The organism is Streptomyces sp. NPDC026301 (assembly GCF_055567935.1).
Genome location: NZ_JBVHPN010000002.1, coordinates 492,359 through 507,827 on the forward strand (window position 1 = coordinate 492,359; position 15,469 = coordinate 507,827).

Genomic DNA, 15,469 nt, shown 5'->3' on the forward strand with positions numbered 1-15,469 from the left:
GTTGCGGTTCGTGAGGACAAGATTGCCGGCCGCCGCTGTTGATCCACCGACGTACGGCTAATGCCTCGCTAACGTCCCGGGCGGACCATCGAACCCTCGAACCGGCGAGCCGTCGCATCCGCACATACGGAACTGCCCCGGCACCACTGAGGGATGGTGCCGGGGCAGTTGACCCGTGGGGTGGGAGCGCGTCCGTTACGCGGGCACGCTCGCGACGCCCGGGGCGAGGAACTTCTTGCCGTTCACGCGCTCGGAGACGCCCGCACGGTCCAGGTACGGCGTGATGCCGCCCAGGTGGAAGGGCCAGCCGGCGCCGGTGATCAGGCACAGGTCGATGTCCTGCGCCTCGGCGACGACGCCCTCGTCGAGCATCAGGCCGATCTCCTGCGCGACGGCGTCCAGGACGCGGTCGCGGGTCTGCTCCTCGGTCAGGACGGTGTCGCCCTGCTGGAGGAGCGCCGCGACCTCCGGGTCCAGCTCGGGCGCGCCCGAGTCGTACACGTAGAAGCCGCGCTTGCCGGCGTCCACGACGGCCTTGAGGTTCGGCGAGACCTTGAAGCGGTCGGGGAACGCGCCGTTGAGGGTCTCGGACACGTGCAGGCCGATCGCCGGGCCGACCAGCTCCAGCAGGACCAGCGGCGACATCGGCAGGCCGAGCGGCTCGACCGCCTTCTCGGCGACGGCGACCGGGGTGCCCTCGTCGATGACGTTCTGGATCTCGCCCATGAAGCGGGTCAGGATGCGGTTCACGACGAACGCCGGGGCGTCCTTGCACAGGACCGCGGTCTTCTTCAGCGACTTGGCGACCGAGAAGGCGGTGGCCAGCGACGCGTCGTCGGTCTGCTCGCCGCGCACGATCTCCAGCAGCGGCAGGATCGCGACCGGGTTGAAGAAGTGGAAGCCCACGACCCGCTCGGGGTGCTTGAGCTTCGACGCCATCTCCGAGACGGACAGCGAGGAGGTGTTGGTCGCGAGGACGGCGTGCGCCGGGGCGACCGCCTCGACCTCCGCGAACACCTGCTGCTTGACGCCCATCTCCTCGAACACGGCCTCAATGATGAAGTCCGCGTCCGCGAAGCCGTCCGCCTTGTCCAGGACGCCGGTGACCAGGCCCTTGAGGCGGTTGGCCTTGTCCTGGTTGACGCGGCCCTTGAGGAGCAGCTTGTCGATCTCGCCGTGGACGTAGCCCACGCCCTTGTCGATGCGCGCCTGGTCGATGTCGGTCAGTACGACCGGCACCTCCAGCCGGCGCGCGAAGAGCAGCGCCAGCTGAGAGGCCATCAGGCCCGCGCCGACGACGCCGACCTTGGTGACCGGGCGGGCCAGCTTCTTGTCCGGGGCGCCGGCCGGGCGCTTGGCGCGCTTCTGCACCAGGTTGAACGAGTAGATGCCGCTGCGCAGCTCGCCGCCCATGATCAGGTCCGCGAGGGCCTGGTCTTCGGCGTCGAAGCCCTGGCGCAGGTCGCCGTTCTTGGCCTTGGCGATGATGTCCAGCGCGCGGTACGCGGCCGGAGCGGCGCCGTGCACCTTGCCGTCGGCGATGGCCCTGCCGCGCGCCACGGCCTGGTCCCAGGCGTCGCCGCGGTCCAGCTCGGGCCGTACCACCTCGGTGTCGCCCTTGAGGACGGAGGCGGTCCAGATCAGCGACTGCTCCAGGAAGTCCGCGCCCTCGAAGAGCGCGTCGGCGATCCCGAGGTCGTAGACCTGCTGGCCCTTGAGCTGCTTGTTCTGGTTGAGCGAGTTCTCGATGATGACCGAGACCGCGCGGTCGGCGCCGATGAGGTTCGGCAGCAGCACGCAGCCGCCCCAGCCGGGCACCAGGCCGAGGAAGACCTCGGGCAGCGAGAAGGCCGGCACGGCCTTGGAGACCGTGCGGTAGCTGCAGTGCAGACCGACCTCGACGCCGCCGCCCATGGCCGCGCCGTTGTAGTAAGCGAAGGTCGGCACGGCCAGCGCGGACAGCCGCTTGAAGACGTCGTGGCCGCCCTTGCCGATGGCGAGCGCGTCCTCGTGCTTCTTCAGCAGCTCGACGCCCTTGAGGTCGGCGCCGACCGCGAAGATGAACGGCTTGCCGGTGATGCCGACGCCGACGATGTCACCGTCGGCCGCTTCCTTCTCCACCTGGTCGATGGCGAGGTTGAGGTTCGCCAGCGACTGCGGTCCGAAGGTGGTCGGCTTGGTGTGGTCCAGGCCGTTGTCCAGGGTGATGAGCGCGAAGCGGCCGGCGCCCTGGGGAAGGTCGAGGTGGCGTACGTGCGCCTGGGTCACGACCTCGTCGGGGAAGAGCTCGGCCGCGCCCTTCAGAAGCTCTGCGGTCGTCGTCACTTGCCTGCTCCCTCGAAGTGCGGGTTCTCCCAGATCACGGTGCCACCCATGCCGAATCCGACACACATGGTGGTGATGCCGTAGCGGACGTGCGGCTGCTCCTCGAACTGGCGGGCCAGCTGCGTCATCAGACGCACGCCGGAGGAGGCCAGCGGGTGGCCGAACGCGATGGCGCCGCCGTACTGGTTGACGCGCGGGTCGTCGTCGGCGATGCCGTAGTGGTCCAGCAGCGAGAGCACCTGGACGGCGAACGCCTCGTTGATCTCGAAGAGGCCGATGTCGTCGATCGACAGGCCGGCCTTGGCCAGCGCCTTCTCGGTCGCCGGGACCGGGCCGATGCCCATGACCTCCGGCTCGACACCGGCGAACGCGTAGTCCACCAGGCGCATCTTGACCGGCAGGCCCAGCTCGCGCGCCACGTCCTCGGCGGCGATCAGCGAGGCGGTGGCACCGTCGTTCAGACCGGCCGCGTTACCGGCCGTCACCCGGCCGTGCGGGCGGAACGGGGTCTTCAGGCCCGCCAGGTTCTCCAGCGTGGTGCCCGGGCGCATCGGCTCGTCGGCCGTGGCCAGGCCCCAACCGGTCTCGCCGGCCTCTGCGTTGGTGCGGCGCACGGAGACCGGCACCAGGTCGGCCTGGATCTTCCCGTCCGCGTACGCCTTGGCCGCCTTCTCCTGGCTGCGCACGGCGAACTCGTCGGCGCGCTGCTTGGTGATGTGCGGCAGGCGGTCGTGCAGGTTCTCGGCCGTCATGCCCATGAACAGGGCCGACTGGTCGACGAGCTTCTCACTCACGAACCGCGGGTTGGGGTCCACGCCCTCGCCCATGGGGTGGCGGCCCATGTGCTCGACGCCGCCGGCCACGGCGATGTCGTACGCGCCGAAGGAGACGCCGCCCGCGATGGACGTCACGGCGGTCATCGCACCCGCACACATCCGGTCGATCGAGAAGCCGGGCACGGACTGCGGCAGACCGGCCAGAATTCCGGCCGTACGGCCCAGGGTCAGGCCCTGGTCGCCGATCTGGGTCGTCGCGGCGAGCGCGACCTCGTCGATGCGGGCCGGATCCAGATCCGGGTTGCGGCGCAGCAGCTCCCGGATGCACTTGACGACCAGGTCGTCGGCGCGGGTCTCGTGGTAGATGCCCTTCGGGCCCGCCTTGCCGAACGGGGTGCGGACGCCGTCGACGAAGACGACGTCCCTAGCGGTACGAGGCACGTTGGCTCTCCTCCAGGTGCGGGATGGCACTGCTGCGGGGCGCGCTCATGGCGCGCTGCCCACCGTCATGCTACTTGCGGGTAACCAGCCTGCCCAGCCCCCTCGGCCGGAGCGGCGAACGTCACACTCACCTGCGGTTGCTCCGGAGGTGTCCTGGGGCTTCGCGCGATCCGGGTGGCTTCGGCCGGTCTTCGCTGCGTCGCGGACGTAAGGGGACGTACCGCCTCTACTCTGCCCCTATGGATACGAAGCGAAGCGGAACGCTCGCGTACGGGAATCGCGCGGCGCGGCTGCGCGCGGCCGGCCTGGTGTGTGCCGTGGCCGTGGCCGGTGCCCTGGTCGCCGGCTGCGGCGACGACAAGGGCGGCGGTGGGGGCGGCTCCTCGTCCTCGTCCTCGTCCCCGTCGGCGTCCGGCGGCGGCAAGTCCGCCTCCGCCTCTCCGAGCGGGAGCGGCAAGCTCACCGAGGATCAGACCCAGCGCAAGGCCCTCATCCCCAAGGCGAAGATCACTTACGACAAGGCGCTCACGGCCGCCACTGGCGCGGTGTCCGGCTCCAAGCCGGTCTCGGCCGAGCTGAAGCGCGGGATGGGCGGAAAGCCGGTGTGGGAGACCGAGGTCGCCACCACCGACGGCACCAAGAGCATGGTCACCGTCGACGCGGTCTCCGGGAAGGCGGCCAAGCCCCGGACCGACAGCGGCGAGGACACCGACGACAAGAAGAAGCTCGCCGGCTGGCTGAAGAAGGCCACGGTCACCGCCCAGCAGGCGGCCCAGGTGGCCACCGGCAAGAAGAAGGGCACGGTCAGCTCGATCGAGCTGGACGACAACGACCAGGGCAAGGAAATCTGGTCCGTCGACGTCGTCACGAAGAACGACTGGAACAAGACGACGTACGACATCGACGCAAGCAACAAGAAGGTGCTCCGCACCCACGTCGACACGGACTGAGTTCCCCTCGCCGCCGCGGCGGCGAAACGCCGGGCGGGCCGGTGGTCAGCGGCCCGCCCGGCAAAATCCAGCCCGTCCGGCGTTTGAGGACAAGACGCCCGCAGGCGTCAGCCCGCAGACGAGGTACTGAGCGCCTTCACCAGCAAGGGGGTAACCAGCTCGACCTGCCAAGGCCGAGCACCGTACCCCGCGAGCGCCTCGGAAACCGCCGACGAAGTCGGCTCCGGCGGCTCCCAGCACACCCGCCGCACCGTGTCCGGCGTGATCAGGTTCTCCTGCGGCAGGTGCAGCTCCTCGGCGAGCGCCGTCACCGCCGTGCGGGCCGCGGACAGCCGGGCCGCGGCCGCCGGGTCCTTGTCGGCCCAGGCGCGCGGCGGCGGGGGGCCGTTCAGCGGCTGGCCGGGCTGCGGCAGCTCGGACTCGGGCAGCTCCCGCGCCCGGTCGATCGCCGCCTGCCACTGCTCCAGCTGCCGGCGGCCCATGCGGTGCCCGAAGCCGGGCAGCGCGGCGAGCGCGTGCGCGTTCGGCGGGACGTTCAGCGCGGCCTCCACGATCGCCGCGTCCCCCAGCACCTTGCCCGGCGAGACGTCGCGCTTCTGCGCGACCCGGTCGCGGGCCGTCCACAGCTCCCGTACGACCGCCATCTGCCGCCGTCGTCGCACCTTGTGCATGCCGGACGTGCGGCGCCAGGGATCCTTGCGGGGCGGCGCCGGCGGGGCAGCGGCGATCGCCGCGAACTCCTGCCGGGCCCAGTCCAGCTTCCCCTGCCGGTCCAGCTCCTCCTCCAGCGCGTCCCGCAGGTCGACCAGCAGCTCCACGTCCAGCGCCGCGTACCGGAGCCAGGGCTCGGGCAGCGGGCGGGTGGACCAGTCCACCGCGGAGTGGCCCTTCTCCAGCGCGTAGCCGAGGACGTTCTCCACCATCGCGCCGAGGCCGACCCGGGCGAAGCCGGCCAGCCGTCCGGCCAGCTCGGTGTCGAAGAGCGAGGCGGGGAGCATCCCTATGTCACGCAGACAGGGCAGGTCCTGGGTCGCCGCGTGCAGCACCCATTCCGCGTCGGCGATCGCGTCGCCCAGCGCGCTGAGGTCGGGGCAGGCGACCGGGTCGATCAGGACGCTGCCGGCGCCTTCACGGCGCAGCTGTACCAGGTAGGCGCGCTGGCCGTAGCGGTACCCGGAGGCCCGCTCGGCGTCCACGGCGACCGGGCCGCTGCCTGCGGCGAAGGCCGCGACGACCTGCGCGAGGTCCTCGTCGGTCGCGGTGACGGGCGGGATGCCCTCGTGGGGTTCGAGAAGCGGAACCGGCGCCGGCCGGGGGTCTTCCGTTGCGTCCCCGGGGGTTCGCAGTGTCGAGTCTTCTGCGGTCTTTTGGGCGTCGGTCACCAGTCAAGGGTATCGGTGTATGCACCACGTCCGCCGAGGGAACGTTCCCTCGACGGACGATGTGCCTGTGTAAAGCCTCGGTGGGCGGGTCCGAGGAGCTGGTGGGGGGCCTGGTGGACGGGGCGGACGGACGGCCGGGCGGCCTCAGTGGATGATCCCGGTACGCAGCGCGACGGCGACCATGCCGGCCCGGTCGCCCGTGCCGAGCTTGCGGGCGATGCGGGCGAGGTGGCTCTTGACCGTGAGGGCCGAGAGTCCCATCGAGACGCCGATGGCCTTGTTCGACTGGCCTTCGGCGACCAGTCTCAGCACCTCGACCTCGCGCCCCGAGAGCTCGCGGTACCCGCCGGGGTGGCCGGGGGCGCCGGGCGGACGGCGGTGCATACGGGCCGCGCCCGCGCCGATGGGCGCGGCGCCGGGACGGCCCGGGATGCCGAGGTTGGTGCGGGTGCCGGTGACGACGTAGCCCTTGACGCCGCCGGCGAGGGCGTTGCGTACCGCGCCGATGTCGTCGGCGGCGGAGAGCGCGAGGCCGTTGGGCCAGCCGGCCGCCCGGGTCTCGGACAGCAGGGTGAGGCCGGAGCCGTCGGGAAGGTGGACGTCGGCCACGCAGATGTCGCGCGGGTTGCCGACGCGGGGGCGGGCCTCCGCGATGGACGATGCCTCGATCACGTCGCGTACTCCGAGTGCCCACAGGTGGCGGGTGACGGTGGAGCGGACGCGCGGGTCGGCCACGACGACCATGGCCGTCGGCTTGTTCGGGCGGTAGGCGACCAGGCTCGAAGGTTGCTCGAGGAGAACAGACACCGGGCCTCCTGGGGAGTGGCGGGGACGGAAGCCGGCTTCAGGGGAGTGAGCCGGAGTGCTCCCGTGTTTGAAGGGTCACAGACCTCTTCGGCAGTAATCCGGCCGGACTTTAGAGTTTGATCACGATTTAGTTTGGGCAATTCGGGCAAATCGGATGGGTGATCGAGGTTCCGGGCAGCACGAGTGCGCCGCGCGGACCGCCCCTTCGGAGGCGGTCCGCGCGGCGTACTCGAAGAAACGCGCTCAGCGCGGCTGCGGCCCTCGTCGCTGCGGCAGCGGCACCACGCCGCCCCGCCCCGCCGGCTCCACCGGCGCCGGCGGCAGCCCCGCCACCTGGCACAGCAGATCGCACCAGGCCGTCAGGTGCGCCCCGATGTCCCGTACCCCGCGCGGCCCCTCGGCCGGCGTCCAGGAAGCCCGCAATTCGAGCTGGGTGTCCGGCGCCCGGTCGCCGATGCCGCCGAAGTAGTACGAGCCCGCGCGCGTGACCGTGCCGCTCGGCTCGCCGTACGGCACGCCGCGCGCCTCCAGCGCCCCCGTCAGCCAGGACCAGCACACGTCCGGCAGCAGCGGATCGGTGGCCAGCTCCGGCTCCAGCTCGGCGCGGGCCAGCGTCACCACCCGGAAGGTGCCGTGCCAGGCGTCGTGCCCTGCCGGGTCGTGCAGCAGTACCAGCCGCCCGTCCGCCAGGTCCGTATCGCCCTCCGTGTCCCGCTCGATCACCGTCGCCTCCAGCGCGTGCGCGAACGGCGCGAGCCGTTTGGGCGCGGGCATCGGCGCGATCTCGATCTCCGGTCGCAGCCGGGCCGCATGGAGGGCCTCGACCGCCTGACGGAAGGCGATCGGGGTCTCGTCCGCGCTGTCCGCGAGGTGTTCCTGAGCCGCTGCCATGCTGGGAAGGTTAGGCGCAATGCCGTGTTCATATGCGGAGGACACCCGCTGGGCGGGTCGCCCGTTCGGAGGTGTCCCCCGGCACGTGCGAAGATTCTGGGCGTGAGTGCCAACGACGTTCCCCACGCTCTCCACTCCGACCGAGCAGGGGAGACCCCGATGACGGGCCAGCAGCAGACCGCCTCCTTCGCGCCGGAGAGCGCGCGGGAGTCCGCGTTCCTCAAGGCGTGCCGCCGGGAGCCGGTCCCGCACACGCCCGTGTGGTTCATGCGCCAGGCCGGGCGCTCACTGCCCGAGTACCGCAAGGTGCGCGAGGGCATCGCGATGCTCGACTCCTGCATGCGGCCCGAGCTGGTCACCGAGATCACGCTGCAGCCGGTGCGCCGGCACAACGTCGACGCCGCGATCTACTTCAGCGACATCGTCGTCCCCCTGAAGGCCATCGGCATCGACCTGGACATCAAGCCCGGCGTCGGCCCGGTCGTCGAGCGGCCGATCCGCACCCGCGCCGACCTGGAGCGGCTGCGCGACCTCACGCCCGAGGACGTCTCGTACGTCTCCGAAGCGGTCCGGATGCTCGTCGGCGAGCTCGGCTCCACCCCGCTCATCGGCTTCGCGGGCGCGCCCTTCACCCTCGCCAGCTACCTCGTCGAGGGCGGCCCGTCCCGCAACCACGAGCACACCAAGGCGCTCATGTACGGCGACCCGCAGCTGTGGGCCGACCTCCTGGACCGCCTCGCCGAGATCACCGCCGCCTTCCTCAAGGTGCAGATCGAGGCCGGCGCCAGCGCCGTGCAGCTCTTCGACTCCTGGGTCGGCGCGCTCGCCCCGGCCGACTACCGCCGCTCGGTCATGCCGGCCTCCGCGAAGGTCTTCGACGCGGTCGCGGGGTACGGCGTACCGCGTATCCACTTCGGCGTCGGCACCGGCGAGCTGCTCGGCCTCATGGGCGAGGCGGGCGCGGACGTGGTGGGCGCCGACTGGCGGGTGCCGCTGGACGAGGCCGCGCGCCGGGTCGGCCCCGGCAAGGCGATCCAGGGCAACATCGACCCGGCCGTGCTCTTCGCCCCGCGCGAGGCGGTGGAGACCAAGGCCCGCGAGGTACTGGACGCCGCCGCGGGGCTGGAGGGCCACATCTTCAACCTCGGCCACGGCGTACCCCCGAACACCGACCCGGAGGCGCTGACCCGCCTGGTCGAGTACGTCCACGAGCAGACGGCGCGCTGAGGCGCGGCGGGGCGCGCGTGACGGTACGGGCGCCCCGCGGTCCTTATTGCGGCGCGGCGTCCGCCCGTACCGCCTGCACCGCCTTGCGCGCCGCCACCAGCACCGGGTCCCACACCGGTGAGAACGGCGGCGCGTACCCCAGGTCCAGCGCCGTCATCTGTTCGACCGTCATCTTGGCCGTCAGCGCGACCGCCGCGATGTCCACCCGCTTCGCCGCGCCCTCCCGCCCGACGATCTGCACGCCGAGCAGCCGCCCCGAGAGCCGCTCGGCGAGCATCTTCACCGTCATGGGCGCGGCGTTCGGGAAGTACCCCACCCGGCTCGTCGACTCGATCGTGACGGCCACGTACTGCAGCCCCACCGCCCGCGCGTCCTTCTCGCGCAGCCCCGTACGCGCGATCTCCAGGTCGCAGACCTTGCTGACGGCCGTGCCGACCACGCCGGGGAAGGTCGCGTAACCGCCGCCCACGCCCGAGCCGATGACCTGGCCGTGCTTGTTGGCGTGCGTGCCGAGCGCGATGTGCCGGTCCCGCCCGGAGACCAGGTCCAGCACCTCCACGCAGTCGCCGCCCGCCCAGATGTCGTCGTGGCCGCGCACCCGCATCGCGAGGTCGGTGAGGATCCCGCCGGCGGCGCCCAGCGGCAGTCCCGCCTTCTCGGCGAGCGTGGTCTCGGGCCGTACGCCGAGCCCCAGCACCACCACGTCCGCCGGGTACTCCTGCTCCGGCGTCAGCACCGCGCACGCCCGGCCGTCGGCGTCGGTGCGGATCTCCGTCACCTCGGCGCCGTTGACCATCCCGATGCCCAGGCCCGTCATCGCGTCGTGCACCAGGCAGCCCATGTCCGGGTCCAGCGTGGACATCGGCTCCGCGCCGCGGTTGACGACGGTCACCTCGTACCCGCGCTGGATCAGCGCCTCGGCCATCTCCACGCCGATGTACCCGGCGCCCACCACGACCGCGCGCCGCCCCTCCGTACGGGCCAGCGTGTCCAGCAGCGCCTGCCCGTCGTCGAGGGTCTGCACGCCGTGCACGCCCGGCGCGTCGATGCCCGGAATCGGCGGCCGGAGCGGCGACGCGCCGGTCGCGAGCACGAGCTTGTCGTACGCCGTCCACTCCTCCGCGCCGGTTTCCAGGTCGCGCGAGCGCACCCGCCGCTTCTCGACGTCGAGCTCCGTGACCTCCGTCCGCATCCGCAGATCGATGTCCCGCTCCCGGTGCTGCGCGGCCGTCCGCGCCACCAGCGCGTCCCGTTCGTCCACCACCCCGCCGACCCAGTACGGAATGCCGCAGGCCGAGTACGACGTGAAGTGCCCGCGCTCGAACGCGACGATCTCCAGCTCCTCGGGCGTGCGCAGCCTGCGGGCCTGGGACGCGGCGGACATCCCCGTCGCGTCCCCGCCGACGACCACCAGCCGCTCCGGTCGTTCCGCCATGGCGGGCTCCCTCCTCGCTCCGCGGACGCGCCCGCGCCCGGCACCGGAAAGGCTACGACCTGCGGCCCCGTCACCCGGCGCCCGCGCCGCTGTCACGCCTGTGTCACAGCGCTGTGTCCAGTGTTGGCAGAGATGTCCCTGAGTTGGGAAGATGTCTCCGCAAACAGCCGTTCAGCCCGGCAGGGGGAGCCTGATGAAGTTCGACATGGGATCGCAGACGTTGTCGACGCTGCAGTCGAAGTCGCGTGGGTCGAGTGAGGATCTGGGCTCGCTGATCCGGCAGCTGGTGGACGCGGCGGCGCCGCTGGAGGGCAAGTTCAACGGCTCCGGCAAGGCGGCCTTCGACCGGTTCAAGGCGCACTCGGACGAGATCGCGTCGTCGCTGCAGAGTTCCCTGTCGGGGATTCTGGGCGGCCAGTCGGGCATGGACGCGGCGTTCAGCTCCGGTGATCAGGAGCACGGGGACAACGCGCGGCAGCAGATGTCGGCGGCGAATTTCGACGCGGCGCGCTTCGGCGGCCGCTGATTTGATCTGTGGCCTGCGGGTGCGGGCCGTGTTCTTGGACGGGGAGTGTGTGTGATGGCTGGTGGACAGGATCGTCGTTCGTATGACACGACGGCTTCGGGTGATGCGCAGGGCAATATCCAGACGGTGATCGCGCGGCTGGAGCAGGTGATCACGGCGCGCGACGGTCAGGTGAAGGCGGCGATGGCGGACTTCACCGCCGATGGCGTGGCGGATGAGTACCACGGCAAGGAGCTGCGCTGGAACCGTGCCTCGCAGGAGGTCAAGAACATCATCCAGCTGCTGAAGACGACGCTGGAGAAGAACGACGGCACGGCGCAGCACACGCTGTCCAAGGCCAAGGCTGCGGTCGACAACATCGGCTGACCGGCCGGACGCGGGTGCGGTGTCGGGCGGTAACGGGGAGCATGAGGTAGGGGCATGGCCGGCTGGGATCTGGATCCGCAGGGCATCCAGGGTGTGCTGAAGACGACCGGTGAATTCGCCGGGAAGATCGAGACGCATACCAAGGCGTACGGGGAGCATCTGCAGTCGGCGGCCACGAGCGCCGGCACGATCTCCGCCGAGGGCGAGGCGCACGGCGGCAAGGGCGGGGAGAAGGCCGCGGGCGGTCTGGTGGCGCTGGCGCTCTCGCAGTTCTCCGAACACACCATCAACGACCTGAAGTTCATCGCGATGCGCGCGGGCAAGTCGCTGAACGGTGCGGTGGATGCCACCACGGCGTATCTGAACGGTGATCTGGACATGGCCGCCCAGGCGCAGCACAAGGCGCTGGGTGCGGTGGATGTCGATCCCAAGACGCCGGGGGTGCAGCAGTCGTGAAGATCGAGCTGAAGCCGGACCAGATTCCCCAGTACACCGGCGATCTGGAGCAGCTGGAGAAGGACCATGCCGCGCTGAAGTCGGATGCCGGGCACATCCGCACCACCGGCTCGGATGTCCACTCCCATTTCCAGGGCCTGTCCGCGTACTACAAGGCCCCCGAGGCCGAGCAGCTCTTCGCCACCACCAAGCCGGTGCAGGAGCGGGCGGACGGTTTCGCCGACGACCTGGAGACGGTCGCCTCGGCGCTGTCCTCCTACGCGGATGAGATCCGCCCGCTGGTTCCCAAGCTGGCGGCGCTGAAGACCAAGGCGCAGAACTTCATCCGGGACCACAAGGACGATGACGACGGGGATTACGACGAGGATCTGATCGCCGAGCACAATCAGATCCGGGATGACATCACCGCCACGGTGGCCGCGTTCTGGGCGGCCGAGCGGACCTGCCACAACAAGATCACCGCGCTGTGGCACGGCACCCAGATGGTGGCCGGGGACGGCTCGGAGAAGAAGAACCAGTACGGCTTCAACGCCGCGGACATGAAGAACGCCAAACTCCCCTGGGGCGACCCGGTGGAGGAGAAGCACCACTGGTACGAGGTCGGCCACTGGGTCAAATCCTTCGTGTGGGACGGCCTGATCGTCGACGGCATCTGGGGCACCATCAAGGGCCTGGGCACCCTGGTGGGCTTCGGCGGCTGGGACGCCATGGGCCAGGCCTGGAAGGGCCTCGCGCAGCTGGCCACCGGCCTGGCGATTTCCACCATCCCCGGCGTCGGCACCGCGTTTTGGGCCCTGCCGGACGACAAGCTCCCCTCCTGGCTGCGCGATTCGCGGACCGCGATGAAGGAGACCGGCAAGGCGCTGGTGGCCTGGGACGAGTGGGGCAAGAACCCGGGCCGGGCCGCGGGCGCGGTCACCTTCAACGTGCTGACCACGGTCTTCACTGGCGGCGCGGGCGGCGCGGCGGCCGGTGCGGGCAAGGCCGGCGCGGTCGCCAAGGCGCTGTCGGTGGCGGGTAAGGCGGGCAAGGTCATCGACCCGATGACGTATGTCGCCAAGGGCGCGGGCGCCGGCCTCTCCAAGATCGGCGACATCGCCAAGAGCATCAAGGGCATCGGGAAGATCGACGTCCCGGCTCTGCCGGCGGATGCGATCAAGCTGCCGGAGGGGTCGCTGAAGCTGCCCGACGGCACCGTTCACCTGCCCGAGGGCGCGGCGATTCCCGAGGGCGCGACCAAGCTGCCGGACGGCAACGTACGGCTGCCCGACGACGTCCCGGCGCTGCCGGAGAACGCCACCAAGCTGCCCACGAACCCCGGCGAGCCGGCCCGGTACTTCGACGGCGACGGCAACGTCCTCGACCAGCACGGCAACGTCCTGGACAGCATCGACAACGCCCCCAAGGAGGGTTCGCCGAACGTCGACCGGCCCGCCGGCTCGGACGTACCGCATGTGGATGCGGACAGTCCGGCCAAGGTCCCGGCCATGGCGGGCGCCGCTGTACACGCCGCCGACAACGCGGGCCACGTCCGCCTGGGCGGCAGCTTCGACCTCGCCGACGCGGGCCGCCTCGGCGACGACGCGACCACCCCGTCGGGGCACGTGGGCGACGCCCCCGGCGGCCACGCCCCCGGCGGCACGGCCGACCACCTCCCGGGCGGGACCGCGCACGACCTCGGCCACGGCCCCTCGGCCGGCCACGAACCGCCCTCGGGCGGCAGCCACCCGGGCGGCCACGGCGACGGTCCTGCGGGCGAGCACGACGGTCCGCCGTCCGGTGGCCACGACGGTCCCGGCGCGGGCGGCCACGAAGGCCACCCGGGCGCGCACGGTGAAGGTCCGGGCGGCCACGAGACGCCTGGCGGTACCGGTGGTGAAAGCGGCCCCGGAGGCGGCGGACCGGACGGGCCCGAGGTACCGCACGGCCCCGGCGGGCCGGACGGGCCGGAAGGCTGGGAGCGTCATCCGGACGACTCCGGTCCGCTCGAGCGCGGCAGCGAGACGGAGCAGCAGGTCCGGGACCAGGTACGGGGCACGGCGGTCAAGCACGGTGACGTGGACCGCATCCTGGACAACCTGGCCGACCACCCCGCGGGCCGCGAAATCGCCGACACCATTGCTTCGGGACGGTTCCGGGATGCCCCGAATTTCTCCAATGTGGTGTCCGCACTGACCGGAAAGGGGGAGATCTCCGGCTGCCTGGAACAGATCCGGCTGGCGAACCGGCTGCACGACAGCGGGCTCACCGATATCTCGTTCGAAATCAAGCAGGGCGGGCACGAGATCAAGCCCGGCGTGTTCACCGAGCCCAAGACCGACCTCGACCTCATGGCACGGGACGCGGACGGTAACGTCCACGGCTGGCAGTTCAAGGACATGACCGGACCTGACTCGCCCGCCGATCCGGCCAAGGTCACCCGTAACATCTTCAAGAAGATCGGCCAGCTCACCGATTCACATGCGGACGTGCAGACGTTCGTGGTCGAAACGAAGGCGTCGAGGGCCGAGATGGCCACCCAGATCGGGCGGTTCCAGAAGGGGTACGACTTCGATGGCGTGCAGTTCGTCGTCCGCTCACCGGACGGTATCCTCTTCGTCCCGCGCGACGGGGGCACGTTCATGCCGGAGGGAACGCTGTGATCGCTAGCACACCTGTGGCCCGCTGGGACTGGGGCCGCGACGACGAATCGGCGGACGCGCTCCTGCTGTGCCTCCGCGACCTCCTGACCGCCCGGTCCGTACTGGCCGAGCACCGGCTCGCGGACGGCGCGCCGACGGTACGCGTCTCCGTGAAGGAGGCGGGAAGGACCAACACGTACCTCTTCCAGGGTGAGCTGGCCGCGGCCGGCGCGGGCAGCCCGGCCGAGAGCGCCGAGGAGCTCGCCCGTCAGGTGCGGGCCGCCCTGCGCCCCGGCGCGCTCGGCGGGGTGTCGGCCGACATTGCCTGCACCGGCACGGTGGCCGGACCGGACGGGGAGGTACGCGAGGAGAGCCTGCTACGGCTCGGCGCCCATGCGGCCGCGGACTTCGTGAGCGTGGACCTGGTCACGTGCGCGGACGTCTGGATGCCGTACGACCTGAGGGGCCGTCCGCAGCCCGCCGTGTACGAGGCCAACGCGCCACGGCTGGCCGCGGTCCTGCGCGGTCTGGAGAAGGCGCTGGAGTCGGAGACCGAACCGGACGACCCGACCTACTTCGGGAAGCCGACCGAGACCGGCGTGGAAAACCGCCGCGAGCCGGACGGCACCCCGTCCGACGTGTGGACCCGCTTCGAAATCCCCTCCCGGACCGAGGTCTTCCGGCAGCTGCCCTCATTCCGTCCGGGCTACCGGCGCACGACCAGCGGTGACGTGCAGTACGTGCCCGTCCGGGGCGAGCACGGCGTACTCGGCTACCTCTGGGCCTCCGACGCGGACAACGCCGCGAGCTTTGAGCCGCGGGCCGCCGCCGACGACGAGGGCCGACGGCAGGGCCTGGCACTGCTGGACCGACTGGCCGACGCATACGCCCGCGGACTGTCCCCGTCCCGCGCCCTCGCCGAACTGACCGGTGCGAGCGCCACCCCGAGCGTCCGTCCCCTGCCCGCCCTGCGCGACCTGGCCCAGGAGGACTGAGCCGCGCCGGGCGGGACCGGAGGGATGGGGATGAAGCGCATCGATATCGATGATCCCGACGTGGACATGGACCACGGGCAGCGGCTGCTGTACCGCGGGGAATTGTTCACGGGGGAGGCCGAGGAGCGGTTGGGCGGGGTCGTGGTCAGCGTGGATGCCTACCTCGACGGACTGCTGTTCTCCGACGACGGTTTCCGGATGCTGGAGGAGCGCCGGTGGGACGACGAGGGGCGGCTTACGAAGGACTGGCGCAAGGACCGTTGACGGAGCG

General features: G+C 71.2%; 14 protein-coding genes. 8 read left to right on the forward strand and 6 right to left on the reverse strand.

What is annotated here, in order from left to right; all coding sequences use genetic code 11:
• Nucleotides 1-195: 195 nt before the first annotated feature.
• Together ACZ4MH_RS05300 and ACZ4MH_RS05305 are read right to left on the reverse strand one after the other, a co-directional pair.
• Nucleotides 196-2,325, reverse strand: a complete 2,130-nt coding sequence (locus ACZ4MH_RS05300) for a 3-hydroxyacyl-CoA dehydrogenase NAD-binding domain-containing protein (RefSeq protein ID WP_351588381.1) — start codon at nt 2,323-2,325, stop codon at nt 196-198.
• Nucleotides 2,322-3,542 carry a thiolase family protein gene (locus ACZ4MH_RS05305; RefSeq protein ID WP_351588384.1) on the reverse strand — a complete coding sequence of 407 codons (1,221 nt, stop codon included), beginning with the start codon at nt 3,540-3,542 and terminating at the stop codon, nt 2,322-2,324. The genes ACZ4MH_RS05300 and ACZ4MH_RS05305 overlap by 4 nt, the downstream gene beginning before the upstream one ends.
• Nucleotides 3,543-3,781: 239 nt before the next feature.
• Here ACZ4MH_RS05305 and ACZ4MH_RS05310 point away from each other — a divergent pair, with 239 nt between their 5' ends.
• A complete protein-coding gene (locus ACZ4MH_RS05310) occupies nt 3,782-4,492 on the forward strand; it encodes a PepSY domain-containing protein (protein ID WP_351588387.1) in 711 nt (236 codons plus the stop codon).
• Nucleotides 4,493-4,599: 107 nt separating this feature from the next.
• Here the strand turns inward: ACZ4MH_RS05310 and ACZ4MH_RS05315 are convergent, their stop codons facing one another.
• The 3 genes from ACZ4MH_RS05315 to ACZ4MH_RS05325 all read right to left on the reverse strand — a co-directional run bounded on the left by ACZ4MH_RS05315 (nt 4,600) and on the right by ACZ4MH_RS05325 (nt 7,572).
• Nucleotides 4,600-5,874: a ribonuclease D gene (locus tag ACZ4MH_RS05315; RefSeq protein ID WP_351588390.1), complete on the reverse strand. Its 1,275-nt coding sequence runs from the start codon at nt 5,872-5,874 to the stop codon at nt 4,600-4,602.
• A gap of 144 nt (nt 5,875-6,018) precedes the next feature.
• Nucleotides 6,019-6,681 carry a response regulator transcription factor gene (locus ACZ4MH_RS05320; protein WP_030261220.1) on the reverse strand — a complete coding sequence of 221 codons (663 nt, stop codon included), beginning with the start codon at nt 6,679-6,681 and terminating at the stop codon, nt 6,019-6,021.
• A 243-nt stretch (nt 6,682-6,924) separates the two neighbouring features.
• Nucleotides 6,925-7,572, reverse strand: coding sequence for a DUF3000 domain-containing protein (locus tag ACZ4MH_RS05325; RefSeq protein ID WP_351588394.1), 648 nt, complete (start codon nt 7,570-7,572; stop codon nt 6,925-6,927).
• Between the two features lie 102 nt (nt 7,573-7,674).
• On the opposite strand from ACZ4MH_RS05325, the gene hemE reads away from it, so the two are divergent.
• Nucleotides 7,675-8,799 carry a uroporphyrinogen decarboxylase gene (gene hemE, locus ACZ4MH_RS05330; RefSeq protein WP_467754124.1) on the forward strand — a complete coding sequence of 375 codons (1,125 nt, stop codon included), beginning with the start codon at nt 7,675-7,677 and terminating at the stop codon, nt 8,797-8,799.
• A 43-nt stretch (nt 8,800-8,842) separates the two neighbouring features.
• Here hemE and ACZ4MH_RS05335 read toward each other — a convergent pair whose 3' ends face one another.
• Nucleotides 8,843-10,234 carry an FAD-dependent oxidoreductase gene (locus ACZ4MH_RS05335; protein WP_351588400.1) on the reverse strand — a complete coding sequence of 464 codons (1,392 nt, stop codon included), beginning with the start codon at nt 10,232-10,234 and terminating at the stop codon, nt 8,843-8,845.
• A gap of 193 nt (nt 10,235-10,427) precedes the next feature.
• On the opposite strand from ACZ4MH_RS05335, the gene ACZ4MH_RS05340 reads away from it, so the two are divergent.
• The 6 genes from ACZ4MH_RS05340 to ACZ4MH_RS05365 are packed head-to-tail and all read left to right on the forward strand — an operon-like array spanning nt 10,428 to nt 15,462.
• Entirely contained in the window at nt 10,428-10,760 is a 333-nt protein-coding gene (locus ACZ4MH_RS05340) for a hypothetical protein (protein ID WP_351588403.1), read from the forward strand.
• A 54-nt stretch (nt 10,761-10,814) separates the two neighbouring features.
• Nucleotides 10,815-11,126: a pore-forming ESAT-6 family protein gene (locus ACZ4MH_RS05345; protein WP_351588406.1), complete on the forward strand. Its 312-nt coding sequence runs from the start codon at nt 10,815-10,817 to the stop codon at nt 11,124-11,126.
• A 54-nt stretch (nt 11,127-11,180) separates the two neighbouring features.
• Complete coding sequence (locus tag ACZ4MH_RS05350) at nt 11,181-11,582, forward strand: DUF6507 family protein (protein ID WP_351588409.1); 402 nt, start codon at nt 11,181-11,183, stop codon at nt 11,580-11,582.
• Nucleotides 11,579-14,224, forward strand: coding sequence for a hypothetical protein (locus ACZ4MH_RS05355; protein WP_467754127.1), 2,646 nt, complete (start codon nt 11,579-11,581; stop codon nt 14,222-14,224). The genes ACZ4MH_RS05350 and ACZ4MH_RS05355 overlap by 4 nt, the downstream gene beginning before the upstream one ends.
• Nucleotides 14,221-15,198 carry a hypothetical protein gene (locus tag ACZ4MH_RS05360; RefSeq protein ID WP_351599605.1) on the forward strand — a complete coding sequence of 326 codons (978 nt, stop codon included), beginning with the start codon at nt 14,221-14,223 and terminating at the stop codon, nt 15,196-15,198. The genes ACZ4MH_RS05355 and ACZ4MH_RS05360 overlap by 4 nt, the downstream gene beginning before the upstream one ends.
• A gap of 30 nt (nt 15,199-15,228) precedes the next feature.
• Nucleotides 15,229-15,462: a hypothetical protein gene (locus ACZ4MH_RS05365; RefSeq protein ID WP_351599604.1), complete on the forward strand. Its 234-nt coding sequence runs from the start codon at nt 15,229-15,231 to the stop codon at nt 15,460-15,462.
• Nucleotides 15,463-15,469 lie beyond the last annotated feature (7 nt).

What these genes read in the sequence shown, in the direction of transcription:
- ACZ4MH_RS05350 (WP_351588409.1), top strand. Translation starts at nt 11,181, where the DNA reads ATGGCCGGCTGGGATCTGGATCCGCAGGGCATCCAGGGTGTGCTGAAG.
- ACZ4MH_RS05335 (WP_351588400.1), bottom strand. Translation starts at nt 10,234, where the DNA reads ATGGCGGAACGACCGGAGCGGCTGGTGGTCGTCGGCGGGGACGCGACG.
- ACZ4MH_RS05325 (WP_351588394.1), bottom strand. Translation starts at nt 7,572, where the DNA reads ATGGCAGCGGCTCAGGAACACCTCGCGGACAGCGCGGACGAGACCCCG.
- ACZ4MH_RS05365 (WP_351599604.1), top strand. Translation starts at nt 15,229, where the DNA reads ATGAAGCGCATCGATATCGATGATCCCGACGTGGACATGGACCACGGG.
- ACZ4MH_RS05345 (WP_351588406.1), top strand. Translation starts at nt 10,815, where the DNA reads ATGGCTGGTGGACAGGATCGTCGTTCGTATGACACGACGGCTTCGGGT.
- ACZ4MH_RS05310 (WP_351588387.1), top strand. Translation starts at nt 3,782, where the DNA reads ATGGATACGAAGCGAAGCGGAACGCTCGCGTACGGGAATCGCGCGGCG.
- ACZ4MH_RS05340 (WP_351588403.1), top strand. Translation starts at nt 10,428, where the DNA reads ATGAAGTTCGACATGGGATCGCAGACGTTGTCGACGCTGCAGTCGAAG.